The 25311-nt window shown below is 71.4% G+C and carries 21 protein-coding genes; 9 read left to right on the top strand and 12 right to left on the bottom strand.

The annotated features are described in order from the left end of the window. Window positions 1–93: 93 nt before the first annotated feature. The 3 genes from ACGF3J_RS04630 to ACGF3J_RS04620 form a co-directional block, all read right to left on the bottom strand. Window positions 94–804 (bottom strand): Crp/Fnr family transcriptional regulator, encoded by a 711-nt coding sequence (locus tag ACGF3J_RS04630; protein WP_161332593.1) that lies wholly within the window; start codon window positions 802–804, stop codon window positions 94–96. Between the two features lie 80 nt (window positions 805–884). Further along, entirely contained in the window at window positions 885–1076 is a 192-nt protein-coding gene (locus ACGF3J_RS04625; protein ID WP_161332592.1) for a DUF397 domain-containing protein, read from the bottom strand. Beyond that, on the bottom strand, window positions 1073–1930 hold the full coding sequence (locus tag ACGF3J_RS04620) for a helix-turn-helix transcriptional regulator (RefSeq protein WP_161332591.1): 858 nt from the start codon (window positions 1928–1930) through the stop codon (window positions 1073–1075). The genes ACGF3J_RS04625 and ACGF3J_RS04620 overlap by 4 nt, the downstream gene beginning before the upstream one ends. Window positions 1931–2088: 158 nt before the next feature. Between ACGF3J_RS04620 and ACGF3J_RS04615 the strand changes: the two genes are divergently transcribed. From ACGF3J_RS04615 to ACGF3J_RS04595, 5 genes are all read left to right on the top strand, one after another. Next, the gene (locus ACGF3J_RS04615) at window positions 2089–2520 is read left to right on the top strand and encodes an ATP-binding protein (protein WP_161332590.1); all 432 of its coding nucleotides are present in this window, start codon (window positions 2089–2091) and stop codon (window positions 2518–2520) included. A 15-nt stretch (window positions 2521–2535) separates the two neighbouring features. Beyond that, the gene (locus ACGF3J_RS04610) at window positions 2536–4302 is read left to right on the top strand and encodes an NlpC/P60 family protein (protein WP_161332589.1); all 1767 of its coding nucleotides are present in this window, start codon (window positions 2536–2538) and stop codon (window positions 4300–4302) included. 89 nt (window positions 4303–4391) lie between these two features. Beyond that, window positions 4392–5360, top strand: a complete 969-nt coding sequence (locus tag ACGF3J_RS04605; RefSeq protein WP_161332588.1) for a LysR family transcriptional regulator — start codon at window positions 4392–4394, stop codon at window positions 5358–5360. Window positions 5361–5370: 10 nt separating this feature from the next. Further along, a complete protein-coding gene (locus tag ACGF3J_RS04600; protein ID WP_161332587.1) occupies window positions 5371–5556 on the top strand; it encodes a hypothetical protein in 186 nt (61 codons plus the stop codon). Between the two features lie 165 nt (window positions 5557–5721). Continuing rightward, window positions 5722–7095: a carbohydrate-binding protein gene (locus ACGF3J_RS04595; protein ID WP_393853483.1), complete on the top strand. Its 1374-nt coding sequence runs from the start codon at window positions 5722–5724 to the stop codon at window positions 7093–7095. A gap of 80 nt (window positions 7096–7175) precedes the next feature. Here ACGF3J_RS04595 and ACGF3J_RS04590 read toward each other — a convergent pair whose 3' ends face one another. From ACGF3J_RS04590 to ACGF3J_RS04580, 3 genes are all read right to left on the bottom strand, one after another. Beyond that, window positions 7176–8345, bottom strand: a complete 1170-nt coding sequence (locus ACGF3J_RS04590; RefSeq protein ID WP_161326501.1) for a hypothetical protein — start codon at window positions 8343–8345, stop codon at window positions 7176–7178. Between the two features lie 141 nt (window positions 8346–8486). Beyond that, window positions 8487–9119 carry a response regulator transcription factor gene (locus tag ACGF3J_RS04585; protein WP_161326506.1) on the bottom strand — a complete coding sequence of 211 codons (633 nt, stop codon included), beginning with the start codon at window positions 9117–9119 and terminating at the stop codon, window positions 8487–8489. Next, a complete protein-coding gene (locus tag ACGF3J_RS04580; protein WP_161326502.1) occupies window positions 9119–10408 on the bottom strand; it encodes a sensor histidine kinase in 1290 nt (429 codons plus the stop codon). The genes ACGF3J_RS04585 and ACGF3J_RS04580 overlap by 1 nt, the downstream gene beginning before the upstream one ends. 171 nt (window positions 10409–10579) lie before the next feature. Between ACGF3J_RS04580 and ACGF3J_RS04575 the strand changes: the two genes are divergently transcribed. From ACGF3J_RS04575 to ACGF3J_RS04565, 3 genes are all read left to right on the top strand, one after another. Further along, a complete protein-coding gene (locus ACGF3J_RS04575) occupies window positions 10580–11326 on the top strand; it encodes an ABC transporter ATP-binding protein (RefSeq protein ID WP_161326503.1) in 747 nt (248 codons plus the stop codon). 69 nt (window positions 11327–11395) lie between these two features. Beyond that, window positions 11396–11539 (top strand): hypothetical protein, encoded by a 144-nt coding sequence (locus ACGF3J_RS04570; RefSeq protein WP_161326504.1) that lies wholly within the window; start codon window positions 11396–11398, stop codon window positions 11537–11539. A gap of 130 nt (window positions 11540–11669) precedes the next feature. Further along, window positions 11670–14129, top strand: coding sequence for an FtsX-like permease family protein (locus tag ACGF3J_RS04565; RefSeq protein ID WP_393853482.1), 2460 nt, complete (start codon window positions 11670–11672; stop codon window positions 14127–14129). 105 nt (window positions 14130–14234) lie between these two features. Here ACGF3J_RS04565 and tuf read toward each other — a convergent pair whose 3' ends face one another. From tuf to ACGF3J_RS04540, 5 genes are all read right to left on the bottom strand, one after another. Continuing rightward, complete coding sequence (tuf, locus tag ACGF3J_RS04560) at window positions 14235–15428, bottom strand: elongation factor Tu (protein WP_064729336.1); 1194 nt, start codon at window positions 15426–15428, stop codon at window positions 14235–14237. A gap of 168 nt (window positions 15429–15596) precedes the next feature. Continuing rightward, the gene (gene fusA, locus ACGF3J_RS04555) at window positions 15597–17723 is read right to left on the bottom strand and encodes an elongation factor G (protein ID WP_064729335.1); all 2127 of its coding nucleotides are present in this window, start codon (window positions 17721–17723) and stop codon (window positions 15597–15599) included. A gap of 39 nt (window positions 17724–17762) precedes the next feature. Beyond that, on the bottom strand, window positions 17763–18233 hold the full coding sequence (gene rpsG, locus ACGF3J_RS04550; RefSeq protein ID WP_003974303.1) for a 30S ribosomal protein S7: 471 nt from the start codon (window positions 18231–18233) through the stop codon (window positions 17763–17765). A gap of 2 nt (window positions 18234–18235) precedes the next feature. Next, window positions 18236–18607: a 30S ribosomal protein S12 gene (rpsL, locus tag ACGF3J_RS04545; protein WP_003948652.1), complete on the bottom strand. Its 372-nt coding sequence runs from the start codon at window positions 18605–18607 to the stop codon at window positions 18236–18238. A gap of 218 nt (window positions 18608–18825) precedes the next feature. Further along, window positions 18826–19896 (bottom strand): glycosyltransferase family 2 protein, encoded by a 1071-nt coding sequence (locus tag ACGF3J_RS04540; protein WP_161331995.1) that lies wholly within the window; start codon window positions 19894–19896, stop codon window positions 18826–18828. 101 nt (window positions 19897–19997) lie between these two features. On the opposite strand from ACGF3J_RS04540, the gene ACGF3J_RS04535 reads away from it, so the two are divergent. Next, window positions 19998–21290, top strand: a complete 1293-nt coding sequence (locus tag ACGF3J_RS04535) for a glycosyltransferase family 39 protein (protein ID WP_161331998.1) — start codon at window positions 19998–20000, stop codon at window positions 21288–21290. Between the two features lie 75 nt (window positions 21291–21365). On the opposite strand, the gene ACGF3J_RS04530 is transcribed toward ACGF3J_RS04535, so the two are convergent. Then, window positions 21366–25265 carry a DNA-directed RNA polymerase subunit beta' gene (locus ACGF3J_RS04530; protein ID WP_121712849.1) on the bottom strand — a complete coding sequence of 1300 codons (3900 nt, stop codon included), beginning with the start codon at window positions 25263–25265 and terminating at the stop codon, window positions 21366–21368. Window positions 25266–25311 lie beyond the last annotated feature (46 nt).

Below are 25311 nucleotides of genomic sequence, written 5' to 3'. Positions count from 1 at the left end.
CGTCCGCCCTCACCGTCTGCCCTCCGCCGTCACTCTGGCGTCGCGCCCCGCGCCGCGCTGTAGCCGTTTACACACCCGGCCGGGGGATACCCCTCACCGCGCCGGCCGACGGCCTCGGCGAGTGGAGGCGGGCGCGCCGCCGAGGAGCCGCAGGGGTTCCAGGTCGGCGACGGTGATGACCTTCGGTCCGGTGAGCACGAGCCCCTGCTCGCGCAGCAGGCGCAGCGCCTTGGCCACCGCCTCGCGGGTCGCGCCGATGGCGGCGGCGATCTCGTGCTGGGACAGGGGAAGGCGGATGACGACCCCGCCGTGCTCCCTGCGGCCGGTGCGGTCCGCCAGCTCCACGAGGCAGGCGGCCAGCCGTTCGAGGACGGTGGCCGAGGCCAGGGAACTGCGCTGGTCGTCCGCGCTGCGCAGGCGTTCGGTGAGCTGGGCCATGACCAGCCCGGAAACGAACGGCCGGGCCGCCATGAAGTGCCGGAAGCGATCGCCGGGGACGGCGAGCGCCTCCACGGTGTCCAACGCGCTCACCGTGGCGCTGCGGGCGCGGCCGTCCAGAGCGGCCATCTCACCGACCAGCTCACCGGCCTGACGCAGGGCCAGTATGAGGCGGCCGCGCTCGGTCGCCCGCCACACGGTGCACCAGCCGCCCAGGATGACGAGCACGAACGTGCCGGACTCGCCCTCGCCGAGGAGTTCCTCCTGCGGTTCGTAGACCCGCCGGTGCCCGAGCGCCGACAGCGCCTGACGATCGGCTTCGCCCAGTTTCTCCAAGAACGCCTGGTGTTCCCCGAACAGCCCCATGTGGCGCCCCACCGGCTCCGCGCGACACACAGCGTATTCCCCGCGTCACTCGTTTTCAGCCGAACGGAGGGGCCGGGTGTTCAGTTCTGCGACGCGTACGGCAGGAAGGTCGACCAGGCGTCGGGGGTGAGGGTGAGGCGGGGGCCGTCGGTGTGCTTGGAGTCGCGGACGTGGACCGTGCCGGGGGTCTTCGCGATCTCGACGCAGGAGTTGCCGTCGTTGCCGCCGCTGTAGCTGCTCTTGAACCACGCCAGTTCGGCCTTGCGGATCATGTTTCTCCCAGGAGTTGCTCGATGAAGGCCAGCGACTCCCCCGGTGAGAGCGCCTGAGCCCGGATGGTGCCATATCGCAGCTCAAGGATGCGGAGGTGCCTGGGCTCAGTGAGCGCCCGGCTGTTGAAGGCGCCGTCGGAGCGCCCCACCGCCGTGCCGTCGGGGAACTTCAGCAACTCGATCCGTCCGTCCAGGCCGGAATGGGTGTCACAACCCGTCGGCATCACCTGGAGCACGACATTGTGCAACCGGCCGACCTCCAGCAGGCGTTTGAGCTGCTCACGCCAGACCATTGTGCCGCCGATGGGGCGTCGCAGCGGCGCCTCTTCCAGGACGAAACTGAGCGCCGGAGCGGGTGAACGTTCGAATACCGACTGCCGGGCCAGCCGAGCAGCCACCATGCGTTCCACGTCGTCGGGCGAGTACGGCGGCTGCGCGGCGCCGATCACGGCACGCGCATGCTCCCTGGTCTGCAACAACCCGGGGATGACATGACACTCGTACAGCCCGATCTCAACGGCCTTCCCCTCCAGCTTCCCCAGCTCCCGCACCCTCTTCGGATACCGGACCCTCTTCACGTCCTCCCACGCCGCCGCGATCAACCCACCCGCGTCCAGTACCGCGTCCGCCCTGTCCAGATACTCCTGCCGGGGGATCCGCTTGCCGCCCTCGACCTTGTAGACCAGGTCCTCTCCGTACCCGACCGCCTCCCCGAAGTCGGCGGCCCGCATCCCCACCGCCTCGCGGCGGAGCTTCAACTGGCGCCCCACCGTGGCGATGACGGCGACGCCCCACTCGTCGTCGGGGTCCACCTCCCAGCCCGTCTCGCCCTGCTCGCCCGTCTCGACCGTCATCCCGCACCCCTTCGTCGTACTGGCCGTGTCGCCCTCGGCGCTCTACCCGTGCGCCCCGCCCCGACAGCCCCGACAGTGGTGGACAACCACCGGACAGTGACTGTACGTACCCGCAGAGTCACTTCTCACCGTACGCACACACCACCACGCTGAGTGACGTGAACCAGAAATCCGCCGAACTCACGACGCCCGTACGCAACTTCAGCGTGCAGCTCTCCCCCACCCCGCGCGGGGCGCGCCTCGCCCGTCTGCTCGCCACGGAGCAGCTCCGGAGCTGGGGACTGCCCCTGGATCCCGCGCGCCAGCTCGTCGCCGAGCTGGCGGCCAACGCGGCGGAGCACGGACGCGTCCCCGGGCGCGACTTCCGGCTCACGCTGTACGTCGTCGGCGACTTCCTGCGCATCGAGGTCACCGACACCCGGGGCGAGCGGCTGCCCTGCCCGCAGGCGCCCGCCCCGGACGCGGAGTCGGGGCGCGGCCTGCTGCTCGTCGAGGCGCTGGCACACCGGTGGGGGGTCGTGGAGGGGCGCTTTCCGCGGAAGACGGTGTGGGCCGAACTGAGCTGCTCGGCAACGGAGTACACCCCGTGAAGGATCATGTCCGACATGACCAGCACCTCACGCCGCAACGTACTCACCTTCCTCGCCACCTCGGCCGCCACCGTCCCCCTGGCCGGCGCGGCCGGCGCCCCGCCCGCGCGCGCCGCCGGGCAGGGCGCGGCCGCACCGGCGGTCGCACCGGCGACCGCACCGGCCGCCCTTACCGCGGCCCGCTCCTCCGTGACGACGGCGCCGCTGGGGCCCGACTGGTTCGCCCACCTCACCCTGGCGTCCCGGCTCACCGCCACCGTGCTGCCCGGCACCCCGGCCCGTACCAAGGTCACCTCCGGAGGAAGACGCGTCGCGCTGCTGACGCACGGCGCGCGCACCGTCGTACTGACCGGCCCGCAGCGGACGTTCACCGAGAACAAGAAGCCCTTCGTGGACGACTTCGTCCGGACGCTGCCCGACCCGGCGCTGCCCGCCGCCGACCGGGCGTACTGGGGCACCTCACCCGGCGGCGGGAGCTGGTCGACCCTGGGGCCGGTGGACGCCGACTACTCGGTGAGACCGGGGGCCGCGGCCATCGCCCTCAGCACCGACTACGCCAGCCGGCACGCCACCCTGCGGGACGACGGGATCACCGACGTCGACGTGCGCTCCGTCGCGCGGTTCGACAAGGTGCCTACCGGTGACGCCTGCTCGTACGCCCTGTCGTTCGGGTACCAGGACACCCACAACAACTACCGGGCCCGGCTCTCCTTCACCACGTCCGGGGCGGTGCAGTTCCGGTTGGAGAAGGAGGTCGACGACACGGTCACCCAGCTCGCGGCGGAGGTGACGCTCGCCACCGGCGTGCCGGCCGGCACCGACTGGACGATACGGGTGCGGCGCGAGGGCGCCCGGATCCGCGCCAAGGCCTGGGCCTCGGCCGGCACCGAGCCGTCCGGGTGGGCCTTCGACGTCACCGACGCCACCTTCGGCAAGGGCCGCGTCGGCCTGCGCGCCCTCGCCAACCGCGGCTGCGCCAACCTGCCGGTGACCCTGCTCGTCAGCCGGTACGAGGTGACGGCCGCCAACTGGGCGGCGCCGCCCGTCGTCACCCACTCCTCCTGGGTGCGGGTGCTGCCCGAGCCCTTCGACGGGGTCTGGACACCGGAGCTGGAGGAGGTCGTGCGCGGCTGGTGCGGCTCGACGGCTCCGGACGTCCTGGCGTACGCCGCCATGTTCCTCGCGGGGGCGTCCCCGCTGGTCGCCGGGGCCGGGCCGGCCGAGGGCAGGCAGGTCATGGGCGAGGCGGGCTACGGCTACCTGGATCCACGGGGCCACCGCTACGAGGGCGCCGACTTCCACGAGTACATGCACAGCGGCTGGACCTTCCCGGACGGCACCTACACCGGCCCGTCCGCCAAGCAGGCCGGGAACCTGGACTGCTCGGGGTACACCCGCATGGTCTACGGCTACCACCTGGGCGTACCGCTGGCGGCGGGCCAGGACACCTCGGGCACGCGGCTGCCGCGCAAGTCCCGGGACATGGCCGACCACGCGCCCGGGGTGCGCGTCGCGCGGACGGACGGTGCGAAGCCGCCGGCGGCCGAGCAGCTCCAGCCCGGCGACCTGGTCCTGTTCAACGCCGACTCGGGGGACGACACCGAGACCGCCACGGCGGACCACGTCGGCATCTACCTCGGCGAGGACGGCGCGGGCGGGCGCCGCTTCCTCTCCAGCCGCAAGACGGCGAACGGGCCGACCATGTCCGACCTCGGCGGGGCCTCGCTGCTGGACGGTACGGGCACGTACGCGAGGACGCTGCACACGGTGCACCGCGTGTGAGCCGTAGGGCCGTCGTCGGCGACCGGTGAACCCATTCTGGTCTGTACCAGCCTCTTGCCCCCGCCCCTCCCCCGCCGCAAGCTCCCCCTATGGAGCTGGAGTTGCGGCATCTCAGGACGATCCGGGCCATCGCCGACGCCGGCAGTCTCACCAGGGCGGCGACGGCGCTCGGGCTGGCGCAGCCCGCGTTGAGCGCGCAGCTGAAGCGGATCGAACGGGCGCTGGGCGGGGCGTTGTTCGTCCGGGGGCGGCACGGGGTGCGGGCCACCGCGCTCGGGGAGCTGGTGCTGGAGCGCAGCCGGATCGTGCTGCCCGCGGTGACCGAGCTGCAACAGGAGGCGGCGCGCTTCGCACGGGCCCCGCGAACCGCGCGGCACCTGCGGCTGGGCGGCACCCACGGACCGCTCCTCGGCGCCCTGGTGGACCGGCTCGCCGACGTGGCGCCGGACGCCCGGATGACGACCTGCACCTCCTGGTCCGAGCGGGAGCTGGCCGAGCAACTGGCCGACGGCCGACTGGACTTCGCGCTCGCCGGGACCTGCGGATCGGCGGCCCCGCCCGGTGCCGAAGGGCTGGTCTGGCGGGAGGTCGCCGTCGATCCGGTCTTCGTGATGATGCCCGGCGGCCACCCGCTCGCCGACCGGCCGGAGGTGGACCTGACCGACCTGGCGGGCGAGGAGTGGGCCTGCGTACCGGGCGACGGCTGCTTCGGCGACTGCTTCACCGCCGCGTGCGCCCGCGCCGGGTTCACCCCGCGCCGCATGTACGAGACCGACACCGCGTCCCTCGTGCACCTGGTGCAGGTGGGCCGGGCGGTCGGCCTGTGCCGGGCGACCTTCCCGACCACCCCCGGCATCGTCACCCGCCCGCTCACGGGCACCCCACTGGCCTGGCGGCACCTGCTGGGCTGGCACGGTGTGTCGCAGCTGACGGACCTCGCCGCCACCGTCCTTGCCCAGGCCCGGGGCGCGCACGCGGACGTGGCCGCGGGCAGCGACAGTTACACCGAGTGGCTGTCCGCGCACCCCGTCCCGCATGCCGGGGGCCGGCCGGGGTAGGCGGGGCGGAATGAGGCGATGGCTGAAGCTCGTGGCCCTGGCGGCCGGCTTGAGTGCCTGCATGGGTGTCGTCTCCCGGCTGTGGCAGGACACCTGGGCCGACGCCGCGTGGTTCGGCGCCACCATGTGCTGCGTGACGCTGGGCGTCTGGGGCGCCAGGGATTACGTCGACCGCAACGCCCAAGGCAAGGACTGACGCGCTTCCGCCCGCCGCGTTCCACAACGCGGTCCGCCGCGCGTTCCACAACGCGGTCCGCCCCGTTCCATAACGCCGCCCAGAGGGCCAAGCGACGTCTTACGGCAGCCCTCCGTCCCTCCCTACGGTTTCGGCACCTCCCCACCGAGACCGAGGAGATCCCCCATGCCCCACCGACACCGACAGACCAGAGCCGTGGGTGCCGCCGTCGCCGCGACGGCCGCCCTGCTCGTGGCCGGGCTCAGCGGCTCCGCGAGCGCCGGGACGGCACCCTCCCCCGCCGCGCCCACGGCCGCCGAGTCGCTGCGCGCCGACGCCGCCCCGCCCGCCCTGCTCCGGGCCATGGAGCGCGACCTCGGCCTCGACCGGGAGCAGGCCGAACGCCGGCTCGTGAACGAGGCCGAGGCCGGTGCCGTCGCGGGCCGGCTGCGGGCCGACCTCGGCGGCGACTTCGCGGGCGCCTGGGTGCGGGGCGCCGAGTCGGGCACGCTGACCGTGGCGACGACGGACGCGGCCGACGTGGCGCTGATCGAGGCGCGGGGCGCGGTGGCCGAGGTCGTCCGGCACTCGCTCGCCGACCTGGACGCGGCCAAGTCCCGGCTGGACCGGGCGGCCGCTCACCGGGACACCACCGACGCGCCGGTCCGGTACGTCGACGTGCGCACGAACACGGTCACCGTGCAGGCCGTACGCCCGTCCGCGGCCCGCGCCCTCCTCGACGCGGCCGGTGTCGGCGCCGGGCTCGCGCGCGTCGAGACGTCGGCCGAGCGGCCCCGCCCGCTGTACGACCTGCGGGGCGGCGAGGCGTACTACATCAACAACAGCGGTCGCTGCTCGATCGGCTTCCCCGTCACCAAGGGCACCCAGCAGGGCTTCGCCACCGCCGGTCACTGCGGCCGGGCGGGCGCGAGCACGAGCGGTGCCAACCGGGTGGCCCAGGGCACCTTCCAGGGGTCGGTCTTCCCCGGCCGCGACATGGCCTGGGTGGCCACCAACTCCCAGTGGACGGCCACGCCCTACGTCAACGGGGCGGGCGGTCAGAACGTGCAGGTCGCCGGGTCGACACAGGCGCCGGTCGGGGCGTCCGTGTGCCGCTCCGGTTCCACCACCGGCTGGCACTGCGGCACCGTCCAGCAGCACAACACCAGCGTGACCTACCCCGAGGGCACCATCAGCGGCGTCACCCGCACCACGGTGTGCGCCGAGCCCGGCGACTCGGGCGGCTCGTACATATCCGGCAGCCAGGCGCAGGGGGTCACGTCGGGCGGCTCGGGCAACTGCAGCAGCGGCGGTACGACCTTCTTCCAGCCCATCAACCCGCTGCTCCAGAACTACGGCCTCACCCTGAAGACGACCGGTGGCGGCGGCGAGGACCCGGGCGAGCCCGGAGAGCCCGGCGGCACCTGGGCGGCCGGCACCGTCTACCAGGCGGGCGACACGGTGACCTACGGCGGCGCCACCTACCGCTGCCTCCAGGGCCACCAGGCCCAGCAGGGCTGGGAGCCGTCGAACGTGCCGGCGCTGTGGCAGCGGGTGTGAGCGGCTGACCCTGTGGAACGGGGGGCGGGCCCGGGTGTGCGCAGGGAGAGCGCACCCGGGCCCGGCCGCGTCCTCGTACGTCAGGTGCGGGTGACCCGGCCGCAGGACCCGTCCGGCGTGAGGGGGTCGGTGCGGTCGTACGGGTCGACCGCGGCCCCGGTGGGGCGCTCGCCGTCGGGGGCGTCGTCCGCGAACCCGGGGTGCAGGTAGCCGTCGTCGACGCCGCAGTCGGTGTTGTTGTGCTCGGCGTAGTACTTCTCCAGCAGCAGCCTGCCCTCGGTCACGTCCCAGGCGGCCGGGTCGTTGAGCGTCAGAGTCAGTTCGCGTCGGACGATCACGCGGGCCACCGGGCCGTCTGGATCGTTGGTCCGCACCAGCGGGTAGACGAAGGTGTAGTCCGCGTCGACCTTCACCACCCCGGGCTCCCCGGCGGCGAGCGTCATGCGGCCACGGACCTTGACCACGTCACCGGCCGGGCGGACCTCGGCCGGGTCGAACCGGGTGAAGAGCAGCAGCGGGTCGTGCTCCTCGTCCGGTTCCCGCAGCGAGCGGCGCAGCTCGGGCAGCAGCTTCGGCTGCTTCGGGTCCAGGACCGCCAGCGCCTCGTCCGGCTGCCCGCCGCGCAGGACGCCGGGGTCCAGGTTGGCGGCGACCAGCAGGTCCTTGGTGCGGCGCAGCGCGAACTCCACGTCCTCCTCGCTCATCCCGGAGAGCGCCTTCGCCTTCGGGACCTCGATGGCGTCGGCGCCCTCGGCCCACCGTTCGGCGGGCGAGCCGCGGAAGGGGTGCTCGGGCGTGGCCCGGCCGGAGCCGGCGGGGTCGCCGGGGGCGCCGGTCGGCCGCGCGGTCTCGGCCGCCAGCGGCTGTCCGGAGCCGCCGCCGTCGTCGTCCGGCAGCACCAGCGAGGGCCGTACGGCGACGACCGCGAGCGCCGCCAGGACCAGCACGCCGAAGACCGCGCCCACCCGCCGCTTCCGGGAGCCGCCCGCCGAGGGCGCCGGGCCGGTACGCCATCCCGGCGGGGACGGCGGTCCCTGGTTCTTCCGCCCGCCACGAGGGTCGGCGCGCCGGGCCGCCTCGTCCTCCTCCCGCAGCCGCCGTGCCACCATCCGGGCACGCGCGGAGGGCTCCTTGGGCGCGGAGGTGGCACCGCCCTCGGCGGCCTCCCGCAGGAACGACTCCAGTTGCTCGTCGGACAGGGAGGACGACGGGTCGTCGTCGGAACGGTCGGGGGGCGGGACGGTACTCACGGACTCACTTTCCGGTGCGGGGCGGCGGCCGGCGGGAAACTTCCGGCGATCAATCGTGCCGTCCCGTGCAGGAGAAGTGCAGGGCCACGAGGGGTTCGTGACCCAATCACAACCCCCGTCGCGGGTAGGCCAACGGCCGCCTCACGCCCGCAGATACGCCAGGACCGCCAGCACCCTGCGGTGGGTGTCGGTCGCCGGAGGCAGGTCGAGCTTGGTGAGGATGTTCCCGATGTGCTTGCCCACCGCCGCCTCGGAGACGACGAGTTGGCGGGCGACCGCCGCGTTGGACCTGCCCTCCGCGACCAGCGCGATCACCTCCCGCTCACGCGGGGTGAGCCGCTCCAGCGGGTCCCGGCGGCGGCGCAGCAACTGGCGTACCACCTCCGGGTCGACGACCGTGCCGCCGTCCGCGACCTCGGTCAGCGCCTCGACGAACTCCTCGACCTGGCCGACGCGGTCCTTGAGCAGGTAGCCGACGCCCGTTCCGTCGCCGGAGTCCAGCAGCTCGGCGGCGTAGGTCCGCTGCACGTACTGGCTGAGGACGAGGACGGGCAGAGCCGGGCTCCTCTCCCGCAGCCGAACCGCCGCGTGCAGGCCCTCGTCCTGGAAGCCGGGCGGCATGCGGACGTCGGTGACCACGACGTCCGGGGTGTGCTCAGCCGCCGCCGCGACCAGCGCCTCCGCGTCCCCCACGGCGGCCACCACCTGGTGCCCGCAGCGGGCGAGCAGGCCGGTCAGGCCGTCCCGCAGCAGCACGCTGTCCTCGGCCAGCACTACGCGAAGGGTTCGGTCCACTCGCAAGGAATCTCCACGCGCAACAGGGTCGGTCCGCCCGGCGGGCTGGACAGGGAGAGTCTGCCATCCAGCACCGACACCCGGTCGGCGAGACCGGTCAGCCCGCTGCCCGCCCCGGCGTCGGCGCCGCCCCGGCCGTCGTCCCGGACCTCCAGGAACAGCCGTCCGTCGAGGTGCCCGCCGGTCACCTCCGCACGGTCGGCGCCGCTGTGCCTGCCGACGTTGGCGAGGGCCTCGCGGACCACGAAGTAGGCGGCGGCCTCCACTGCTTGGGGCAGCCTCCCGGCAAGCTCCAGGGTGACGTCGACGGGCACGGCGGACCGGTCGGCGGCGTCGGCCACCGCGGCTTCCAGGCCGTAGTCGGCGAGGACCTTGGGGTGGATGCCGTGGATCAGCTCCCGCAGTTCCTCCAGCGCCCTGCCCGCCTCGCCGTGCGCCTTGGCGAGCTGATCGGCCAGCGGGCCGGGCGGCGCGTCCAGCCGGGCCAGGCCGAGGGCCATCGTCAGGGCCACCAGACGCTGCTGCGCCCCGTCGTGCAGATCGCGCTCGATCCGGCGCCGCTCCGACTCGAACGCGTCCACCAACCGCACGCGCGAGCGCGTCAGTTCGACGACCCTGGCGCCCAGGTCGCCGTCGCGCGGGGCAATCAGGGCCCGGGTCAGCTCGGCCCGCGCACCGGCGGCCAGACCCAGCGCGTAGCCGCCCAGGGCGAGGAGCAGCAGGCCGAGGAGCGCGGCGCCGAACGCGGTCGGCCAGGTGGTGACCGTCCACGTCTTGAGCACCTTCGCCTCCTCGCCGCCGCCGACGGTCGCCATCAGCAGCGGGGTGGCCACCATGGACAACGGCGTGGCCAGAGCGGCGGTGACGACCACGGCGTCCACCGGCCAGAGCAGGCCGGCGAACAGCAGGGCGTGGCCCAGCTCCCGCCAGGTCGCCCGCTCCCGCAGCCGGGTGGTCAGCCAGGGCCACAGCCCCGGGACGGCCGGCCGCCGGTGCCGGTCCGGGGCGGGGTCGCGGTCGACGATGCGCAGCCGGTACCGCTCCAGGTGGGCGACGGGTATGCCCGCGAGGACGGTGAGGACCAGCAGCGGCAGGCCCACCACGACGACGGCGAGGACACCGGCGACGGTGGCGGCGGCCACGATCCCCACCAGGGTCACGGCACCGGCCACCGCCCCGGTCACCAGGTGGGCGACCGCGCGCCAGGGCCACGCCGACAGCAGGAAGCCGGGGCCGGACATGGCCTGCCACACGTTCCGAGGGTGCATGCGGATCACCGTAGAACTCCCCTCGGCGGCCCGACCATCGGCCCAGGGGGCGCTTCGGGGGTATGGCCCGCCCTACCCCACGTCTCGCCTCCGCCTCACTGCGCCGCGGGGGTCCCGGACGGTTTCGTGGGGCCACCAGCGCAGAAGGCGACGAAGGCGGAGTGGGGACAGATGAACAACAGCGCGGTCCACGCGGTCCGGTTGCGGTCCGTCAGCAGACGGTACGGGGCGGGCGACCACACCGTGACGGCTCTCGACGAGGTCTCCCTGGCCTTCCCGAGGAGCAGCTTCACCGCCGTCATGGGCCCCTCCGGCTCGGGCAAGTCGACCCTCCTGCAGTGCGCCGCCGGTCTCGACCGGCCCACGTCGGGGTCGGTCGTCGTGGGTGACACCGACCTGACCCGGCTGAGCGAGAGGAAACTGACGCTGCTGCGCCGCGAGCGCATCGGCTTCGTCTTCCAGGCGTTCAACCTCCTGCCGTCGCTGACCGCCGAACAGAACGTGGCACTGCCGCTCCGGCTGGCCGGACGCCGGCCCGGCCGCGCGCAGGTGCGCGAGGTGCTGCGCCAGGTGGGACTCGGCGACCGGGCCCAGCACCGGCCCAGCGAGCTGTCCGGCGGACAGCAGCAGCGCGTCGCCCTGGCCCGCGCCCTGATCACCCGCCCCGACGTGCTCTTCGGCGACGAGCCGACCGGCGCCCTGGACTCGCGGACCGGCCACGAGGTACTGACCCTGCTGCGCGGCATGGTCGACGACGCCGGCCAGACCGTCGTCATGGTCACCCACGACCCGGTCGCCGCCTCCTACGCCGACCGCGTGGTCTTCCTCACCGACGGCCACGTCCACGGCGAACTCACCGGCGCGGGCGCCGACGACATCGCGACCCGCATGACCCGGCTGGAGACCGTCCCGTGCTGAGCGCCGCGCCGCTCACCGTCCTGGAACTTCCCCTACCCATGCTCCCGACCCGGCGCCGGAGGCCACGCCGTGCTGAACCTCGCCATGGACACACCCGCCCGCGGACCGAAGCGATTCACCCGCGCCACCGCCCACATGAGCGACGAACCAGCCGACACCGGCCCCGACACCATCACCACCCCCACGCCCCGGCCGGAGGCCCTCCCGTGCTGAACCTCGCCATGGACACACCCGCCCGCGGACCGAAGCGATTCACCCGCGCCACCGCCCACGTGAGCGACGAACCAGCCGGCACCAGCCCCGACGCCAACACCACCCCCACCCCCCGGCCGGAGGCCCTCCCGTGCTGAGTGTCGCCCTGCGCACCCTGCGCACCCGCTGGGCCACCTTCGCCGGCAGCTTCGTCGCGCTGTCGCTGGGCGTCGCCCTGCTCGCCGTGACGGGACTGGCGCTCGCCTCGTCGCTGGACGCGCCCGACCGGGAGCCGGAGCGGTTCGCCGCGGCGTCGGTCGTGGTGCGCGGCCAGGACACCCTGCGGGTGCCCACACCGGTCGGCGACCGCACGCACGAGCTGGCCCGGCCGCGTGCCGTGCCGGCCGGGACCGTGGCGGAACTGGAGCGGCTCGGCCGGGTCGTCGCGGACCGGTCCTTCCCGGTACGCGCCGAGGGCGGACCCGGTGACCTGGTGGGCCACCCGTGGTCCACCGCCGCGTTCGCCCCGTACGCCATCGACGCGGGCCGCGCGCCGCGCACCGCCGGCGAGGTCGTCGTCACCGGCGGCTGGGCCGCACCGGGCGCGCGGCTGCGCACCGACCGCGGAACCGTCCGGGTGGTGGGCACCGTGCCGGACCGTGGCTTCGAGCACGCCGTCTTCTACACCGACGCCGAGGCCGCGCGGCTCTCCCCCGTCAGTCTTCAGCTCACGGTCGACGCGGACACCTCGGCGGTCCGGGACGCGGTGCGCGGCAGCCCGGGGGTGCGTGTCCTCACCGGGGACGACCGCGGGCTCGCCGACGCCGATCCGCACCGGGACCGCGAGGCGCTGACCGCGATGAACGCCTTGTTCGGCACGGCCGGCGGCGTCACCGCCTTCGTGTCGGTGTTCGTCGTGGCGTCCACGTTCGCCTTCACCGTGGCGCAGCGGTGCCGGGAGTTCGGGCTGCTGCGCACCGCCGGGGCGACACCCGGGCAGCTCCGCGCGCTGGTGGCGGCCGAGGCCCTGGGGGTGGGCGTGCTCGCCTCCGCGGCCGGCTGCGGGCTCGGCGCGTGGGGTGCGCCGCACCTGGCCGCACGGATGGTCGACAGCGGCCTGGCACCGGCCTGGTTCACCATCGGCGACCACGCCTGGCCGTACCACACGGCCTTCTGGACGGGTCTCCTCGTCGCCCTGTGCGGCGTGCTCGCCGCGTCCTGGCGGGCGGGCCGCACGGGCCCGACGCAGGCGCTGCGCGAGGCGTCCGTGGACACCGGCACGATGACGTGGGGCCGGTGGCTGTTCGGCGGGGGCCTGCTGCTGGCCGCCCTGGTGACGCTCGGCATCGCGCTGGCCGGCGATCCCGGCGGCCTGCTGCACCGCAAGACGTACGTGAGCCGTCCGATGCTGCTGATCACCGCGGTCGCGATGCTCGCGCCCGTCGTGGTGGGACCGCTGTCGCGGCTGCTGGCCTGGCTGCCGGCCCGGCTGCCGGGCGCGACGGGCCTGCTGGTGCGGGAGAACGCCGCCGCCGGGGTGCGCCGTACGGCCGCCGTCGCGGCGCCCGTGCTGGTGACGGTCGCCCTCGCGGGCTCGCTGCTCGGCGCCACCGCCACGCTCGACGAGGCCGAGGCCGCCCAGACGCGCGAGCGGACCACCGCCGCCTTCGTGGTCACGGCGGCGGGCGACGCGGGCCTCGACGCCCGGACCGTGGACCGGCTGCGCTCGGTGCCCGGCGCGGTGGTCTCCCCGACCGCGTCGAGCGCGGTGTACGTCCTGGAGGAGGGCACCGCGCTCATCAGGTCCGACGCCCGTGCCGTCGCCGACCCCGGGGCCCTCGCCGCCACCGCCCGGCTCCCGCTCACGGAGGGCAGGACGACCGACCTCGACGACGCCTCGATCATCGTCAACGGGGAGTGGGAGCGGCACTCCGTGGGCCGGAGTGTGCGGGTGTGGCTCGGGGACGGCACGCCCAGGACGCTGCGCGTCGCCGCCGTGATGGCGACCGGCACCGGCGGCAACGGCGTCTACGTCACCCGGGCCAACGCCCCCGGCGCCCCCGTCGACCGGGTGGACGTCGCCCTCGGGGACGGCGCCGACGCCGCGGCGGTGGCCGCCGGGCTGCGCGAGGCGGTGGGCGCGACCGGCGGGCGGGTGTCGACCCGGGACGAGTGGGTCGCGGCCGCCGCCCCGGGGACCAGCGGCACGACCCGGGCCGGTCTCCTCCTGGTACTGGGAATCGCCCTGCTCTACACCGGGATCTCCCTGGTCAACACCATGGTGATGGCCACCGCCGACCGGGAGCGCGAGCTCGCGGCGCTGCGGCTGGCCGGGGCCACCCGGTGGCAGGTGCTGCGACTGGTCGGGGCCGAGTCGCTGCTGGTGGTGGCGGTCGGCACACTGCTCGGGCTGGTGGTGGCCGTGCTCAATCTGGCGGGGATGCGGGGGGCGCTGGGGCTGCTCGCGGTGGACACCGCCGTCGAGCTGCCGTGGGCGGCCCTCGGCGGGGTCGCGGCCTCCTGCGCCGTCCTGGCGGTGATCGCCTCGGTGGTCCCGGCGGGGCTCGCCACACGGCGCCGCGCGGTGGAACTCGCGGGGGTGCGCGACTAGCCCCGCCGCTCCCCGGACATGCGAAGGGCCCGTACGACCGGAGTCGTACGGGCCCTTACAGGCATCAGCCCATGTCAGGTCATCGGACCGACAAGCAAGCGGAGCTTACTTGTTGATCTTGGTGACCTGGCCGGCGCCCACGGTCCGGCCACCCTCGCGGATGGCGAACTTCAGGCCCTCTTCCATGGCGACGGGCTGGATGAGCTCCACCTTCATCTCGGTGTTGTCACCCGGCATGACCATCTCGGTGCCCTCGGGGAGGGTCACGACGCCGGTCACGTCCGTCGTACGGAAGTAGAACTGCGGACGGTAGTTGTTGAAGAACGGCGTGTGGCGGCCACCCTCGTCCTTGGACAGGATGTAGGCCTGCGCCTCGAACTCGGTGTGCGGGGTGACCGAGCCCGGCTTGATGATGACCTGGCCGCGCTCGACGTCCTCGCGCTTGATGCCGCGGAGCAGGAGGCCGACGTTCTCACCGGCCTGGCCCTCGTCGAGCAGCTTGCGGAACATCTCGATGCCGGTGACCGTGGTGGTGGTCTTCTCGGTCTTGATGCCGATGATGTCGACGGTCTCGTTGACCTTGAGGATGCCGCGCTCGATACGACCGGTGACGACGGTGCCACGACCGGTGATCGTGAAGACGTCCTCGATCGGCATCAGGAACGGCTTGTCGACGTCGCGCTCGGGCTCCGGGATGGACTCGTCCACGGCCTTCATGAGCTCGAGGACCGAGTTGCCCCACTCCTTGTCGCCCTCGAGGGCCTTCAGAGCGGAGACCTTGACGACCGGAAGCTCGTCGCCCGGGAACTCGTACTCGGAGAGGAGCTCACGCACCTCGAGCTCGACGAGCTCCAGGATCTCCTCGTCGTCCACCATGTCGGCCTTGTTCAGGGCGACGACGATGTACGGAACGCCGACCTGGCGGGCCAGGAGCACGTGCTCCTTGGTCTGCGGCATCGGGCCGTCGGTGGCCGCGACCACGAGGATGGCGCCGTCCATCTGCGCCGCACCCGTGATCATGTTCTTGATGTAGTCCGCGTGACCGGGGCAGTCGACGTGGGCGTAGTGACGGGTCTCCGTCTGGTACTCGACGTGCGCGATGGAGATCGTGATACCGCGCTGGCGCTCCTCAGGAGCCTTGTCGATCTGGTCGAAGGCCGAGGCCTCGTTCAGGTCCGGGTACGCGTCGTGCAGCACCTTGGTAATGGCGGCCGTGAGGGTCGTCTTACCGTGGTCGATGTGACCGATGGTGCCGATGTTGACGTGCGGCTTAGTCCGCTCGAACTTCGCCTTCGCCACTGGGGTCCTCCTGTGGAGTGGTTCTGTACGCCTTACTCATCGGCGCCAGGTGATCTTTGCTGGAAAGCCCGGGTGCCGGGGCATTCCGCCGGGTTGTGGCGGAATGCCCCATGCTGGCTCCGGGGTCAAGCCTAAAGCGTGAGAACGGGGTCCGGTAAACGGACTCTGTTACTCGCCCTTGGCCTTCGCGATGATCTCCTCGGCGACGTTCCGGGGAACCTCGGCGTAGGAGTCGAACTGCATCGAGTAGCTTGCGCGACCCGACGTCTTGCTGCGGAGGTCTCCGACGTAGCCGAACATCTCCGACAGCGGCACGAGGCCCTTCACGACGCGGGCACCCATCCGCTCCTCCATGGCCTGGATCTGGCCACGGCGGGAGTTGATGTCACCGATGACGTCGCCCATGTAGTCCTCGGGCGTGGTGACCTCGACGGCCATCATCGGCTCGAGGAGCACGGGCGAAGCCTTGCGCGCGGCCTCCTTGAAGGCCTGCGAACCGGCGATCTTGAAGGCGAGCTCGGAGGAGTCGACCTCGTGGTAGCCACCGTCGATGAGCGTGACGCGGACGCCCGTCATCTCGTAGCCGGCCAGGATGCCGAACTGCATGGCCTCCTGAGCACCGGCGTCCACCGAAGGGATGTACTCCTTCGGGATGCGGCCACCGGTGACCTTGTTCACGAACTCGTACGAGGCGTCGCCGCCCTCGATCGGCTCGATCGCGATCTGCACCTTGGCGAACTGACCGGTACCACCGGTCTGCTTCTTGTGGGTGTAGTCCACGCGCTCGACGGCCTTGCGGATCGTCTCGCGGTACGCGACCTGCGGCTTGCCGACGTTGGCCTCGACCTTGAACTCACGGCGCATGCGGTCGACCAGCACCTCGAGGTGCAGCTCGCCCATACCGCCGATGATGGTCTGGCCGGTCTCCTCGTCCGAGTGGACCTGGAAGGAGGGGTCCTCCTCGGCCAGGCGCTGGATCGCGACGCCGAGCTTCTCCTGGTCGCCCTTCGACTTGGGCTCGATGGCGACCTGGATGACCGGCGCCGGGAAGTCCATGGACTCCAGGATGACCGGGTTCTTGTCGTCGGACAGCGTCTCACCGGTGGTGGTCTGCTTCAGGCCCATGACGGCGACGATGTCGCCGGCGCCCACCGACTCGATCTCCTCACGCTTGTTGGCGTGCATGCGGTAGATCTTGCCGATGCGCTCCTTCTTGCCCTTGACGGGGTTCAGCACGGCAGTGCCGGACACCAGGCGGCCCGAGTAGACCCGGACGAAGGTGAGCTTGCCGAGGTGCGGGTCGCTCATGATCTTGAACGCGAGCGCGGCCAGCGGCTCTTCCTCGGACGGCTTGCGCTTGACGACGACCTCGGGGTCCTTGACGTCGTGGCCCTCGATGGCCTCGACGTCGAGCGGGGTCGGCAGGTAGCGCACGACCGCGTCGAGCAGGGGCTGGACGCCCTTGTTCTTGAACGCGGTGCCGCAGAACACCGGGGTGACCGTGGTGTCGCTGGACTTGCCGGAGGCGATGGTGATGCGACGGATCGCGGCGTACAGCTGCTCCTCGGTGGGCTCCTGGCCCTCCAGGAACAGCTCCATGATCTCTTCGTCGTTCTCCGCGACGCCCTCGACCAGCTTGCCGCGCCACTCCTCGGCGGCCTCGGTGTGCGTGGCCGGGATGTCGACGACGTCGTACATCTCGCCCTTGGCGGCCTCGGCGGACCACACGAGCGCCTTCATGCGGACCAGGTCCACGACGCCCTTGAAGTCGGCCTCGGCACCGATCGGGAGCTGCATGACCAGCGGCTGGGCGCCCAGGCGGTCCGAGATCATCTCCACGCAGCGGTGGAACTCGGCGCCGGTGCGGTCCAGCTTGTTCACGAAGCAGATGCGGGGCACGCCGTAACGGTCGGCCTGACGCCACACCGTCTCGGACTGCGGCTCGACACCGGCGACACCGTCGAACACGGTCACGGCACCGTCGAGCACACGCAGGGAACGCTCCACCTCGACGGTGAAGTCGACGTGCCCCGGGGTGTCGATGATGTTGATCGTGTAGTCGTTGTCCTCGAGCGGCCAGTGACAGGTGGTCGCAGCAGACGTGATCGTGATGCCACGCTCCTGCTCCTGCTCCATCCAGTCCATCGTGGCGGCGCCGTCGTGGACCTCACCGATCTTGTAGCTGACGCCGGTGTAGAACAGGATCCGCTCGGTGGTGGTCGTCTTGCCCGCGTCGATGTGGGCCATGATCCCGATGTTGCGGACCTTGGCCAGGTCAAGTGAAGTGGTAGCCATAAGGCTTCAGTCTTCTCTCGGTCTCGATGGGGGTAGCGACTACCAGCGGTAGTGCGCGAAGGCCTTGTTGGACTCGGCCATCTTGTGCGTGTCCTCGCGCTTCTTCACAGCGGCACCGAGGCCGTTGGAGGCGTCGAGGAGCTCGTTGAGCAGACGCTCGGTCATGGTCTTCTCGCGACGGGCGCGGGAGTAACCGACGAGCCAGCGCAGCGCGAGGGTGTTGGCGCGACCGGGCTTGACCTCGATCGGCACCTGGTACGTCGCACCACCGACGCGGCGGGACTTGACCTCGAGGGTCGGCTTGATGTTCTCGAGAGCGCGCTTCAGCGTGATGACCGGGTCGTTGCCGGTCTTCTCGCGCAGGCCCTCCATGGCGCCGTAGACGATGCGCTCGGCGGTGGAGCGCTTGCCGTTCAGCAGCACCTTGTTGATCAGGGAGGTCACCAGAGGAGAACCGTAGACCGGGTCGATGATGACCGGGCGCTTCGGGGCGGGGCCCTTACGAGGCATTCTTACTTCTCCTTCTTGGCGCCGTAGCGGCTGCGGGCCTGCTTGCGGTTCTTGACACCCTGGGTGTCGAGCGAACCGCGGATGATCTTGTAGCGAACACCCGGCAGGTCCTTCACACGGCCGCCGCGCACGAGCACGATGGAGTGCTCCTGCAGGTTGTGCCCCTCACCCGGAATGTAAGCGGTGACCTCGATCCCGCTGGTCAGACGCACACGCGCGACCTTACGCAGGGCCGAGTTCGGCTTCTTCGGGGTGGTCGTGAACACACGCGTGCAGACGCCCCGGCGCTGAGGAGAACCCTCGAGTGCGGGCGTCTTGTTCTTCTCGACCTTGTCCTGCCGGCCCTTCCGGACCAGCTGCTGGATCGTAGGCACTACTTCTCCGGTTTCTGTGTGCCGAATGGTGAAGCTAACCCGGAACACTCGCCGACCCACGCGGTCGGGTGTGTCGAAGCCGCGAACCCCTGCCGCCAGGCGGGAGAGAGCGCGGATTGCGGTGGCGGTCACGACCCTCACCGCGGTTGAAGACACGCACGAGGGCCAGGGCACACCCCAGGCACAAGGTCTGAGCGTACCTACCGCATTCGCTGCGGTCAAAACAAATGGGCGGCGCGGGCATCCGTACCCGATTCGTCCCTCTGCGCCCCGATCGACCCCTCGCCCGGCGCGGGGACCGGCGCGGCCGCGGGTGCGCGTACGGGCGCGGGCGCCGCCGTGTCGTCGCGGACGAAGTACGTCGGCCGGTTCTGCACCGCCGTGTATATGCGCCCGACATACTCACCGAGCAGACCCACACAGATCAACTGCACCGCGCCGATGAACACGATGCCGGTGAAGAGCGAGGTCCAGCCGGGGACCGTGCGGCCCAGCGCGAAGGCGGTCAGCGTGTAGACCAGCAGCCCCAGGCAGACCACGAAGGCGCCGGCGCCCAGCCAGGTGGCGATGCGCAGCGGGGCCGCCGAGAAGCCGGTGACGCTGTCGACGGCGAGGCGGATCATCCGGCCCAGCGGGTACTTGGTCCGGCCGGCCGTGCGCGGCGCCCGCTCGTAGGTCACCGAGCCGCTCGGGAAGCCCAGCCAGGGCACGAGGAGGCGGTAGACCCGCTGCTGGTCCGGCAGGGCCTTGAGCGCGTCCACGGCGGCCCGGCTGAGCAGCCGGAAGTCCCCGGCCTGCGCGAGCACGGACGGGCCCGCCAGGCGCCGCATCAGGCGGTAGTAGACGCCGGCCGACCACCGCTTGAACCCGGAGTCGCTGCTGCGGTCGTCCCGCACGCCGTAGACGATGTCCAGGCCCTGCGTACGGGCCAGCTCCAGCATCTCGGGGATCTTCTCCGGCGGGTCCTGGAGGTCGGCGTCGAGACTGACGACGTAGGCGCCCACGGCCCGGTCCAGGCCCGCGGTGAGGGCCGCCTGGTGTCCGGAGTTGCGTCGCAGCGCGACCACGCGCAGCTCCGGCCAGCCCAGCCGGAAGGCGGCCAGCAGCTCCGCCGTGCGGTCGCCGCTGCCGTCGTCCACCACGACGACCTCGTGCCGTACGCCCAGCTCCGTCAGGACCGGGCGCAACCTGCTGACCAGCGCGGGCAGGACCTCTTCCTCGTTGTACATGGGTATGACGACCGACAGCACGACGGGTTCGTGCTGCTCCGCGTCCGGTTCCTCGGGCACCGCGCCTCCCCTCTCCCTGACACCGAGCACAGATGTGCGACTCTTGTGCGATCTTATGGCAGCAATTGACGGTTGAGGGTGGGCCAAGGGGGATGACAGCCATGGAAACGGCCGCCGACGACACGGTGACCGACGGGTCGGACGGCGCGGGCACGGCACGGTCCGGCGGAGCCCGGGAACGCCCCTGGGCGACCTGGCCGCCGCGCCTGCCGGAGGCCGCCCGCCCCTACCTGCGCCCGCTCCTCCTGTACGGCGTCACCAAGCTGGTCGGCCTCGGCGTCTTCGCCGCCCTGCTGACCTACGCCGGGGACTTCCGGGAGAAGAACCCGCGCTTCGGCGGCGGCGCCCACTGGTGGGACGTCCTGGCCACCTGGGACGGCTGGTGGTACCTCCAGGTCGCCGAGCACGGCTACCACCCCTCCCTGGTCCGGCTCGACTCCGACGGCCTCTTCACGGTCCAGCAGAACTCGGTGGCGTTCTTCCCCCTCTACCCGGCCCTGATCCGCATGGTCTCGGAGTCCACCGGCCTCGGCCTGTACGGCTCCGGGATCCTGGTCTCGGTCGTCTCGTCGTTCATCGCGGCGGCGGGCATCTACGCGGTGATCTCGCTGCTCGCCGGTGCCCGCGCGGGCACCATCGCGGCCGGTCTGTTCGCCGTGGCCCCCGGCGCGGGCGTCGAGTGGGCCGTCTACTCCGAGTCCCTGTTCGTCGCCATCGCCGCCTGGGCCTGCTACGCCGTGATGACCCGGCGCTGGGTGGCGGCCGGGCTGCTCGCCTTCACCGCCGGCCTGAACCGCCCCACCTCCGCCGTGCTCATCGGCGCCGTGGGACTCGCCGCCCTGGTGACGCTGGCCCGCCCGGAGTCCCGGCGCGAACACGGGATACGCGGCCCGGTGTACGCCATGCTCGTCGCCCCGATCGGCCTGCTCGGCTACATCGCCTGGGTCGGCTGGAGCACGGGCGAGGCCACCGCGTACTTCACCCTCCAGCGCGAGGGCTGGGCCCACTTCTTCGACTACGGCGCCTACACCCTGGACGTGCTGCGCAACCTCACGGTGGGCAAGGGCGACTACCACTTCGCCTTCTCCACCCCGGACCTGCTCTCCCTCCAGCTGGTGCTGGCACTGCCCTTCCTGATCGCCCTGATGCTGCGCAAGCGGCCCCCGCTGGTCCTGGTCGCCTACACCCTGGCCTCGATCATCACGGTCCTCGGCACCCAGCAGATGTTCGGCAACACGATGCGCTACCTGCTCCCGGCCTTCCCGCTGCTCCTGGCCCCCGCCGCGGCCCTGAGCCGCCTGAAGCTCCCGAGCCTGGTCGTCTTCTTCACCACCGCGGCCCTCGCCTCCGGCTGGTACGCGCACTACGTGATCTTCGAACTGGGCGTGCCGTAGCCACTCCCCGCGCGAGAACGCCGAAGGGCGGCCACCCCGTGGGGTGACCGCCCTTCGGTCGTTCAACCGGCTCGCTTACTGGTTGTACGGACCGTAGTCGTAGTCCTCCAGCGGAACGGCCTGGCCGGAGCCCGTGCCGAACGGCGAGTAGTCGATGTCGTCGTAGCCGACGGCCGAGTACATCGCGGCCTTGGCCTCCTCGGTCGGCTCGACCCGGATGTTGCGGTAGCGGGACAGGCCCGTACCGGCCGGGATGAGCTTACCGATGATGACGTTCTCCTTGAGGCCGATGAGGCTGTCGGACTTGGCGTTGATCGCCGCGTCCGTCAGCACTCGGGTCGTCTCCTGGAAGGAGGCGGCCGACAGCCAGGACTCCGTCGCCAGCGAGGCCTTGGTGATACCCATCAGCTGCGGACGACCGGAGGCCGGGTGACCGCCCTCCTGGACCACACGACGGTTCTCGGTCTCGAACTTGGTGCGCTCGACCAGCTCGCCGGGCAGCAGCTCCGCGTCGCCCGACTCGATGATCGTCACGCGGCGCAGCATCTGCCGGATGATGATCTCGATGTGCTTGTCGTGGATCGACACACCCTGCGAGTTGTAGACCTTCTGGACCTCGCCGACCAGGTGGACCTGGACCGCGCGCTGACCGAGGATCCGCAGCACGTCGTGCGGGTTGGTGGCACCCACGGTGAGCTTCTGGCCCACCTCGACGTGGTCGCCCTCGCCCACGAGCAGACGGGCACGCTTCGAGATCGGGAACGCCGTCTCGTCGCTGCCGTCGTCGGGGGTGACGACGAGCTTCTTCGTCTTCTCGGTCTCCTCGATCCGCACGCGGCCGGAGGCCTCGGAGATCGGGGCGACACCCTTCGGGGTACGGGCCTCGAAGAGCTCGACGACACGCGGCAGACCCTGCGTGATGTCGTCACCGGCCACACCACCGGTGTGGAAGGTACGCATCGTCAGCTGGGTGCCGGGCTCACCGATGGACTGGGCGGCGATGATGCCGACCGCCTCACCGATGTCGACCAGCTTGCCGGTGGCCAGCGAGCGGCCGTAGCACATGGCACAGGTGCCGACCTGGGACTCGCAGGTCAGGATCGAACGGGTCTTGACCTCCTCGACACCGTGGGCGACCAGGGCGTCGATCAGGACGTCACCGAGGTCGACGTTGGCCGGCGCGATCACCTTGCCGTCGATGACGACGTCCTCGGCGAGCATGCGGGCGTAGACGCTGGTCTCGACGTCCTCGGCCTTGCGCAGCGTCCCGTCCGCGTCACGCGTGGCGATCGGCAGCTTGAGACCGCGCTCGGTGCCGCAGTCCTCCTCGCGAATGATGACGTCCTGGGAGACGTCGACCAGACGACGCGTGAGGTAACCCGAGTCGGCGGTACGCAGAGCGGTGTCCGCCAGACCCTTACGGGCACCGTGCGTGGAGATGAAGTACTCCAGCACGGACAGGCCCTCACGGAAGGAGGCCTTGATGGGACGCGGGATCGTCTCGTTCTTCGCGTTCGACACCAGACCACGCATACCGGCGATCTGACGCATCTGCATCATGTTGCCTCGTGCACCCGAGTTCACCATCATCGAAACCGGGTTGGTCTTCGGGAAGTTGTCGTTCATCGCCTCGGCGACCTCGTTGGTCGCCTTGGTCCAGATCGCGATGAGCTCCTGCGTGCGCTCTTCCTTGGTGATCAGACCGCGCTCGTACTGCTTCTGGACCTTCTCGTCCTGCGCCTCGTAGCCCTTGACGATCTCCTTCTTCGCGTCGGGAACGACGATGTCGGAGATGGCGACGGTGACGCCGGAACGGGTGGCCCAGAAGAAGCCGGCCGCCTTCAGGTTGTCGAGCGTCGCCGCCACGATGACCTTCGGGTAGCGCTCGGCGAGGTCGTTGACGATCTCGGAGAGCTGCTTCTTGCCGACCTCGTAGTCGACGAACGGGTAGTCCTCGGGCAGCAGCTCGTTGAAGAGCGCACGGCCCAGCGTGGTCTTCAGGGTGAAGGTGTCACCCTGCTGCCACTCCGGCTCACCCTCCTCGCGGGCCGGCGGCTCGAAGCCGCGGGGCGGGATGGTACCCACCGGGAAGCGGATGTCGATCTTCGCCTGGAGCGTCAGGTCTCCGGCGTCGAACGCCATGATCGCCTCGGCGGAGGAGCCGAAGGCACGGCCCTCACCCTTGGGGCCACGCCCCTCGGAGTCCGTGGTGAGGAAGAACAGACCGAGGACCATGTCCTGGGTCGGCATCGTCACCGGACGGCCGTCGGCCGGCTTGAGGATGTTGTTCGAGGACAGCATCAGGATGCGGGCCTCGGCCTGCGCCTCCGCGGAGAGCGGCAGGTGGACGGCCATCTGGTCACCGTCGAAGTCCGCGTTGAACGCGGTGCAGACGAGCGGGTGGATCTGGATGGCCTTGCCCTCGACCAGCTGCGGCTCGAAGGCCTGGATGCCGAGGCGGTGCAGCGTGGGCGCACGGTTCAGCAGAACCGGGTGCTCCGCGATGACCTCTTCCAGCACGTCGTACACAACCGTGCGGCCGCGCTCGACCATGCGCTTGGCGCTCTTGATGTTCTGCGCGTGGTTCAGGTCGACCAGGCGCTTCATCACGAACGGCTTGAAGAGCTCCAGCGCCATGGCCTTGGGCAGACCGCACTGGTGCAGCTTCAGCTGCGGGCCGACGACGATCACGGAACGCGCGGAGTAGTCCACACGCTTACCGAGCAGGTTCTGACGGAAGCGGCCCTGCTTGCCCTTGAGCATGTCGGACAGCGACTTCAGCGGACGGTTGCCGGGGCCCGTCACCGGGCGGCCGCGGCGGCCGTTGTCGAAGAGCGCGTCGACGGCCTCCTGGAGCATGCGCTTCTCGTTGTTCACGATGATCTCGGGCGCGCCGAGGTCGAGAAGCCGCTTCAGGCGGTTGTTGCGGTTGATGACACGGCGGTACAGGTCGTTCAGGTCGGAGGTCGCGAAGCGGCCACCGTCCAGCTGCACCATCGGACGCAGGTCCGGCGGGATGACCGGCACGCAGTCGAGCACCATGCCCTTGGGGCTGTTGCTGGTCTGCAGGAACGCGGAGACGACCTTGAGGCGCTTGAGCGCACGGGTCTTCTTCTGGCCCTTGCCGGTGCGGATGATCTCGCGGAGGCGCTCGGCCTCCTCGTCGAGGTCGAAGGACTCCAGGCGCTTCTGCAGCGCGGCGGCGCCCATCGAGCCGTCGAAGTAGGTGCCGAAGCGGTCGCGCAGCTCGCGGTAGAGCAGCTCGTCGCCCTCCAGGTCCTGGACCTTGAGGTTCTTGAACCGGTTCCACACCTCGTCGAGGCGGTCGATCTCCCGCTGCGCACGGTCGCGCAGCTGCTTCATCTCGCGCTCGGCACCCTCGCGCACCTTGCGGCGCACGTCGGCCTTGGCGCCCTCGGCCTCCAGCTCGGCCAGGTCGGTCTCGAGCTTCTTGGCGCGGGCCTCCAGGTCGGAGTCGCGGCGCTGCTCGATCTGCTGACGCTCGACGGAGACGTGGGCCTCCAGCGAGGGCAGGTCGCGCGTGCGGCGCTCCTCGTCCACGAAGGTGATCATGTACGCGGCGAAGTAGATGACCTTCTCGAGGTCCTTCGGCGCCAGGTCAAGCAGGTAGCCCAGGCGCGACGGGACGCCCTTGAAGTACCAGATGTGGGTGACGGGAGCGGCCAGCTCGATGTGGCCCATCCGCTCACGGCGCACCTTGGCGCGGGTGACCTCGACGCCACAGCGCTCGCAGATGATGCCCTTGAAGCGGACGCGCTTGTACTTGCCGCAGTAGCACTCCCAGTCCCGGGTCGGACCGAAGATCTTCTCGCAGAAGAGTCCGTCCTTCTCGGGCTTGAGGGTGCGGTAGTTGATGGTCTCGGGCTTCTTGACCTCGCCGTGGCTCCACTGACGGATGTCGTCAGCGGTGGCCAGACCGATCCGGAGCTCATCGAAGAAGTTGACGTCGAGCACTATGCGTCAATCCCTCTCAGGGTTGTAAGTCTGTGGTCTGAAACGG

The sequence above is a fragment of the Streptomyces sp. NPDC048171 genome (genome assembly GCF_043202655.1).
GTDB lineage: Bacteria > Actinomycetota > Actinomycetes > Streptomycetales > Streptomycetaceae > Streptomyces.
This window is presented reverse-complemented; position numbering and strand designations above follow the sequence as displayed.

Bases quoted from the DNA above. Each gene is read 5' to 3' on its own strand.
- ACGF3J_RS04605 (WP_161332588.1), top strand. From the start codon at position 4,392: ATGGAGCTGGAGTTGCGGCATCTCAGGACGATCCGGGCCATCGCCGAC.
- rpsG (WP_003974303.1), bottom strand. From the start codon at position 18,233: ATGCCTCGTAAGGGCCCCGCCCCGAAGCGCCCGGTCATCATCGACCCG.
- ACGF3J_RS04630 (WP_161332593.1), bottom strand. From the start codon at position 804: ATGGGGCTGTTCGGGGAACACCAGGCGTTCTTGGAGAAACTGGGCGAA.
- ACGF3J_RS04620 (WP_161332591.1), bottom strand. From the start codon at position 1,930: ATGACGGTCGAGACGGGCGAGCAGGGCGAGACGGGCTGGGAGGTGGAC.
- ACGF3J_RS04625 (WP_161332592.1), bottom strand. From the start codon at position 1,076: ATGATCCGCAAGGCCGAACTGGCGTGGTTCAAGAGCAGCTACAGCGGC.
- ACGF3J_RS04600 (WP_161332587.1), top strand. From the start codon at position 5,371: ATGAGGCGATGGCTGAAGCTCGTGGCCCTGGCGGCCGGCTTGAGTGCC.
- ACGF3J_RS04575 (WP_161326503.1), top strand. From the start codon at position 10,580: ATGAACAACAGCGCGGTCCACGCGGTCCGGTTGCGGTCCGTCAGCAGA.
- ACGF3J_RS04535 (WP_161331998.1), top strand. From the start codon at position 19,998: ATGGAAACGGCCGCCGACGACACGGTGACCGACGGGTCGGACGGCGCG.
- ACGF3J_RS04580 (WP_161326502.1), bottom strand. From the start codon at position 10,408: ATGCACCCTCGGAACGTGTGGCAGGCCATGTCCGGCCCCGGCTTCCTG.
- ACGF3J_RS04595 (WP_393853483.1), top strand. From the start codon at position 5,722: ATGCCCCACCGACACCGACAGACCAGAGCCGTGGGTGCCGCCGTCGCC.
- ACGF3J_RS04610 (WP_161332589.1), top strand. From the start codon at position 2,536: ATGACCAGCACCTCACGCCGCAACGTACTCACCTTCCTCGCCACCTCG.
- fusA (WP_064729335.1), bottom strand. From the start codon at position 17,723: ATGGCTACCACTTCACTTGACCTGGCCAAGGTCCGCAACATCGGGATC.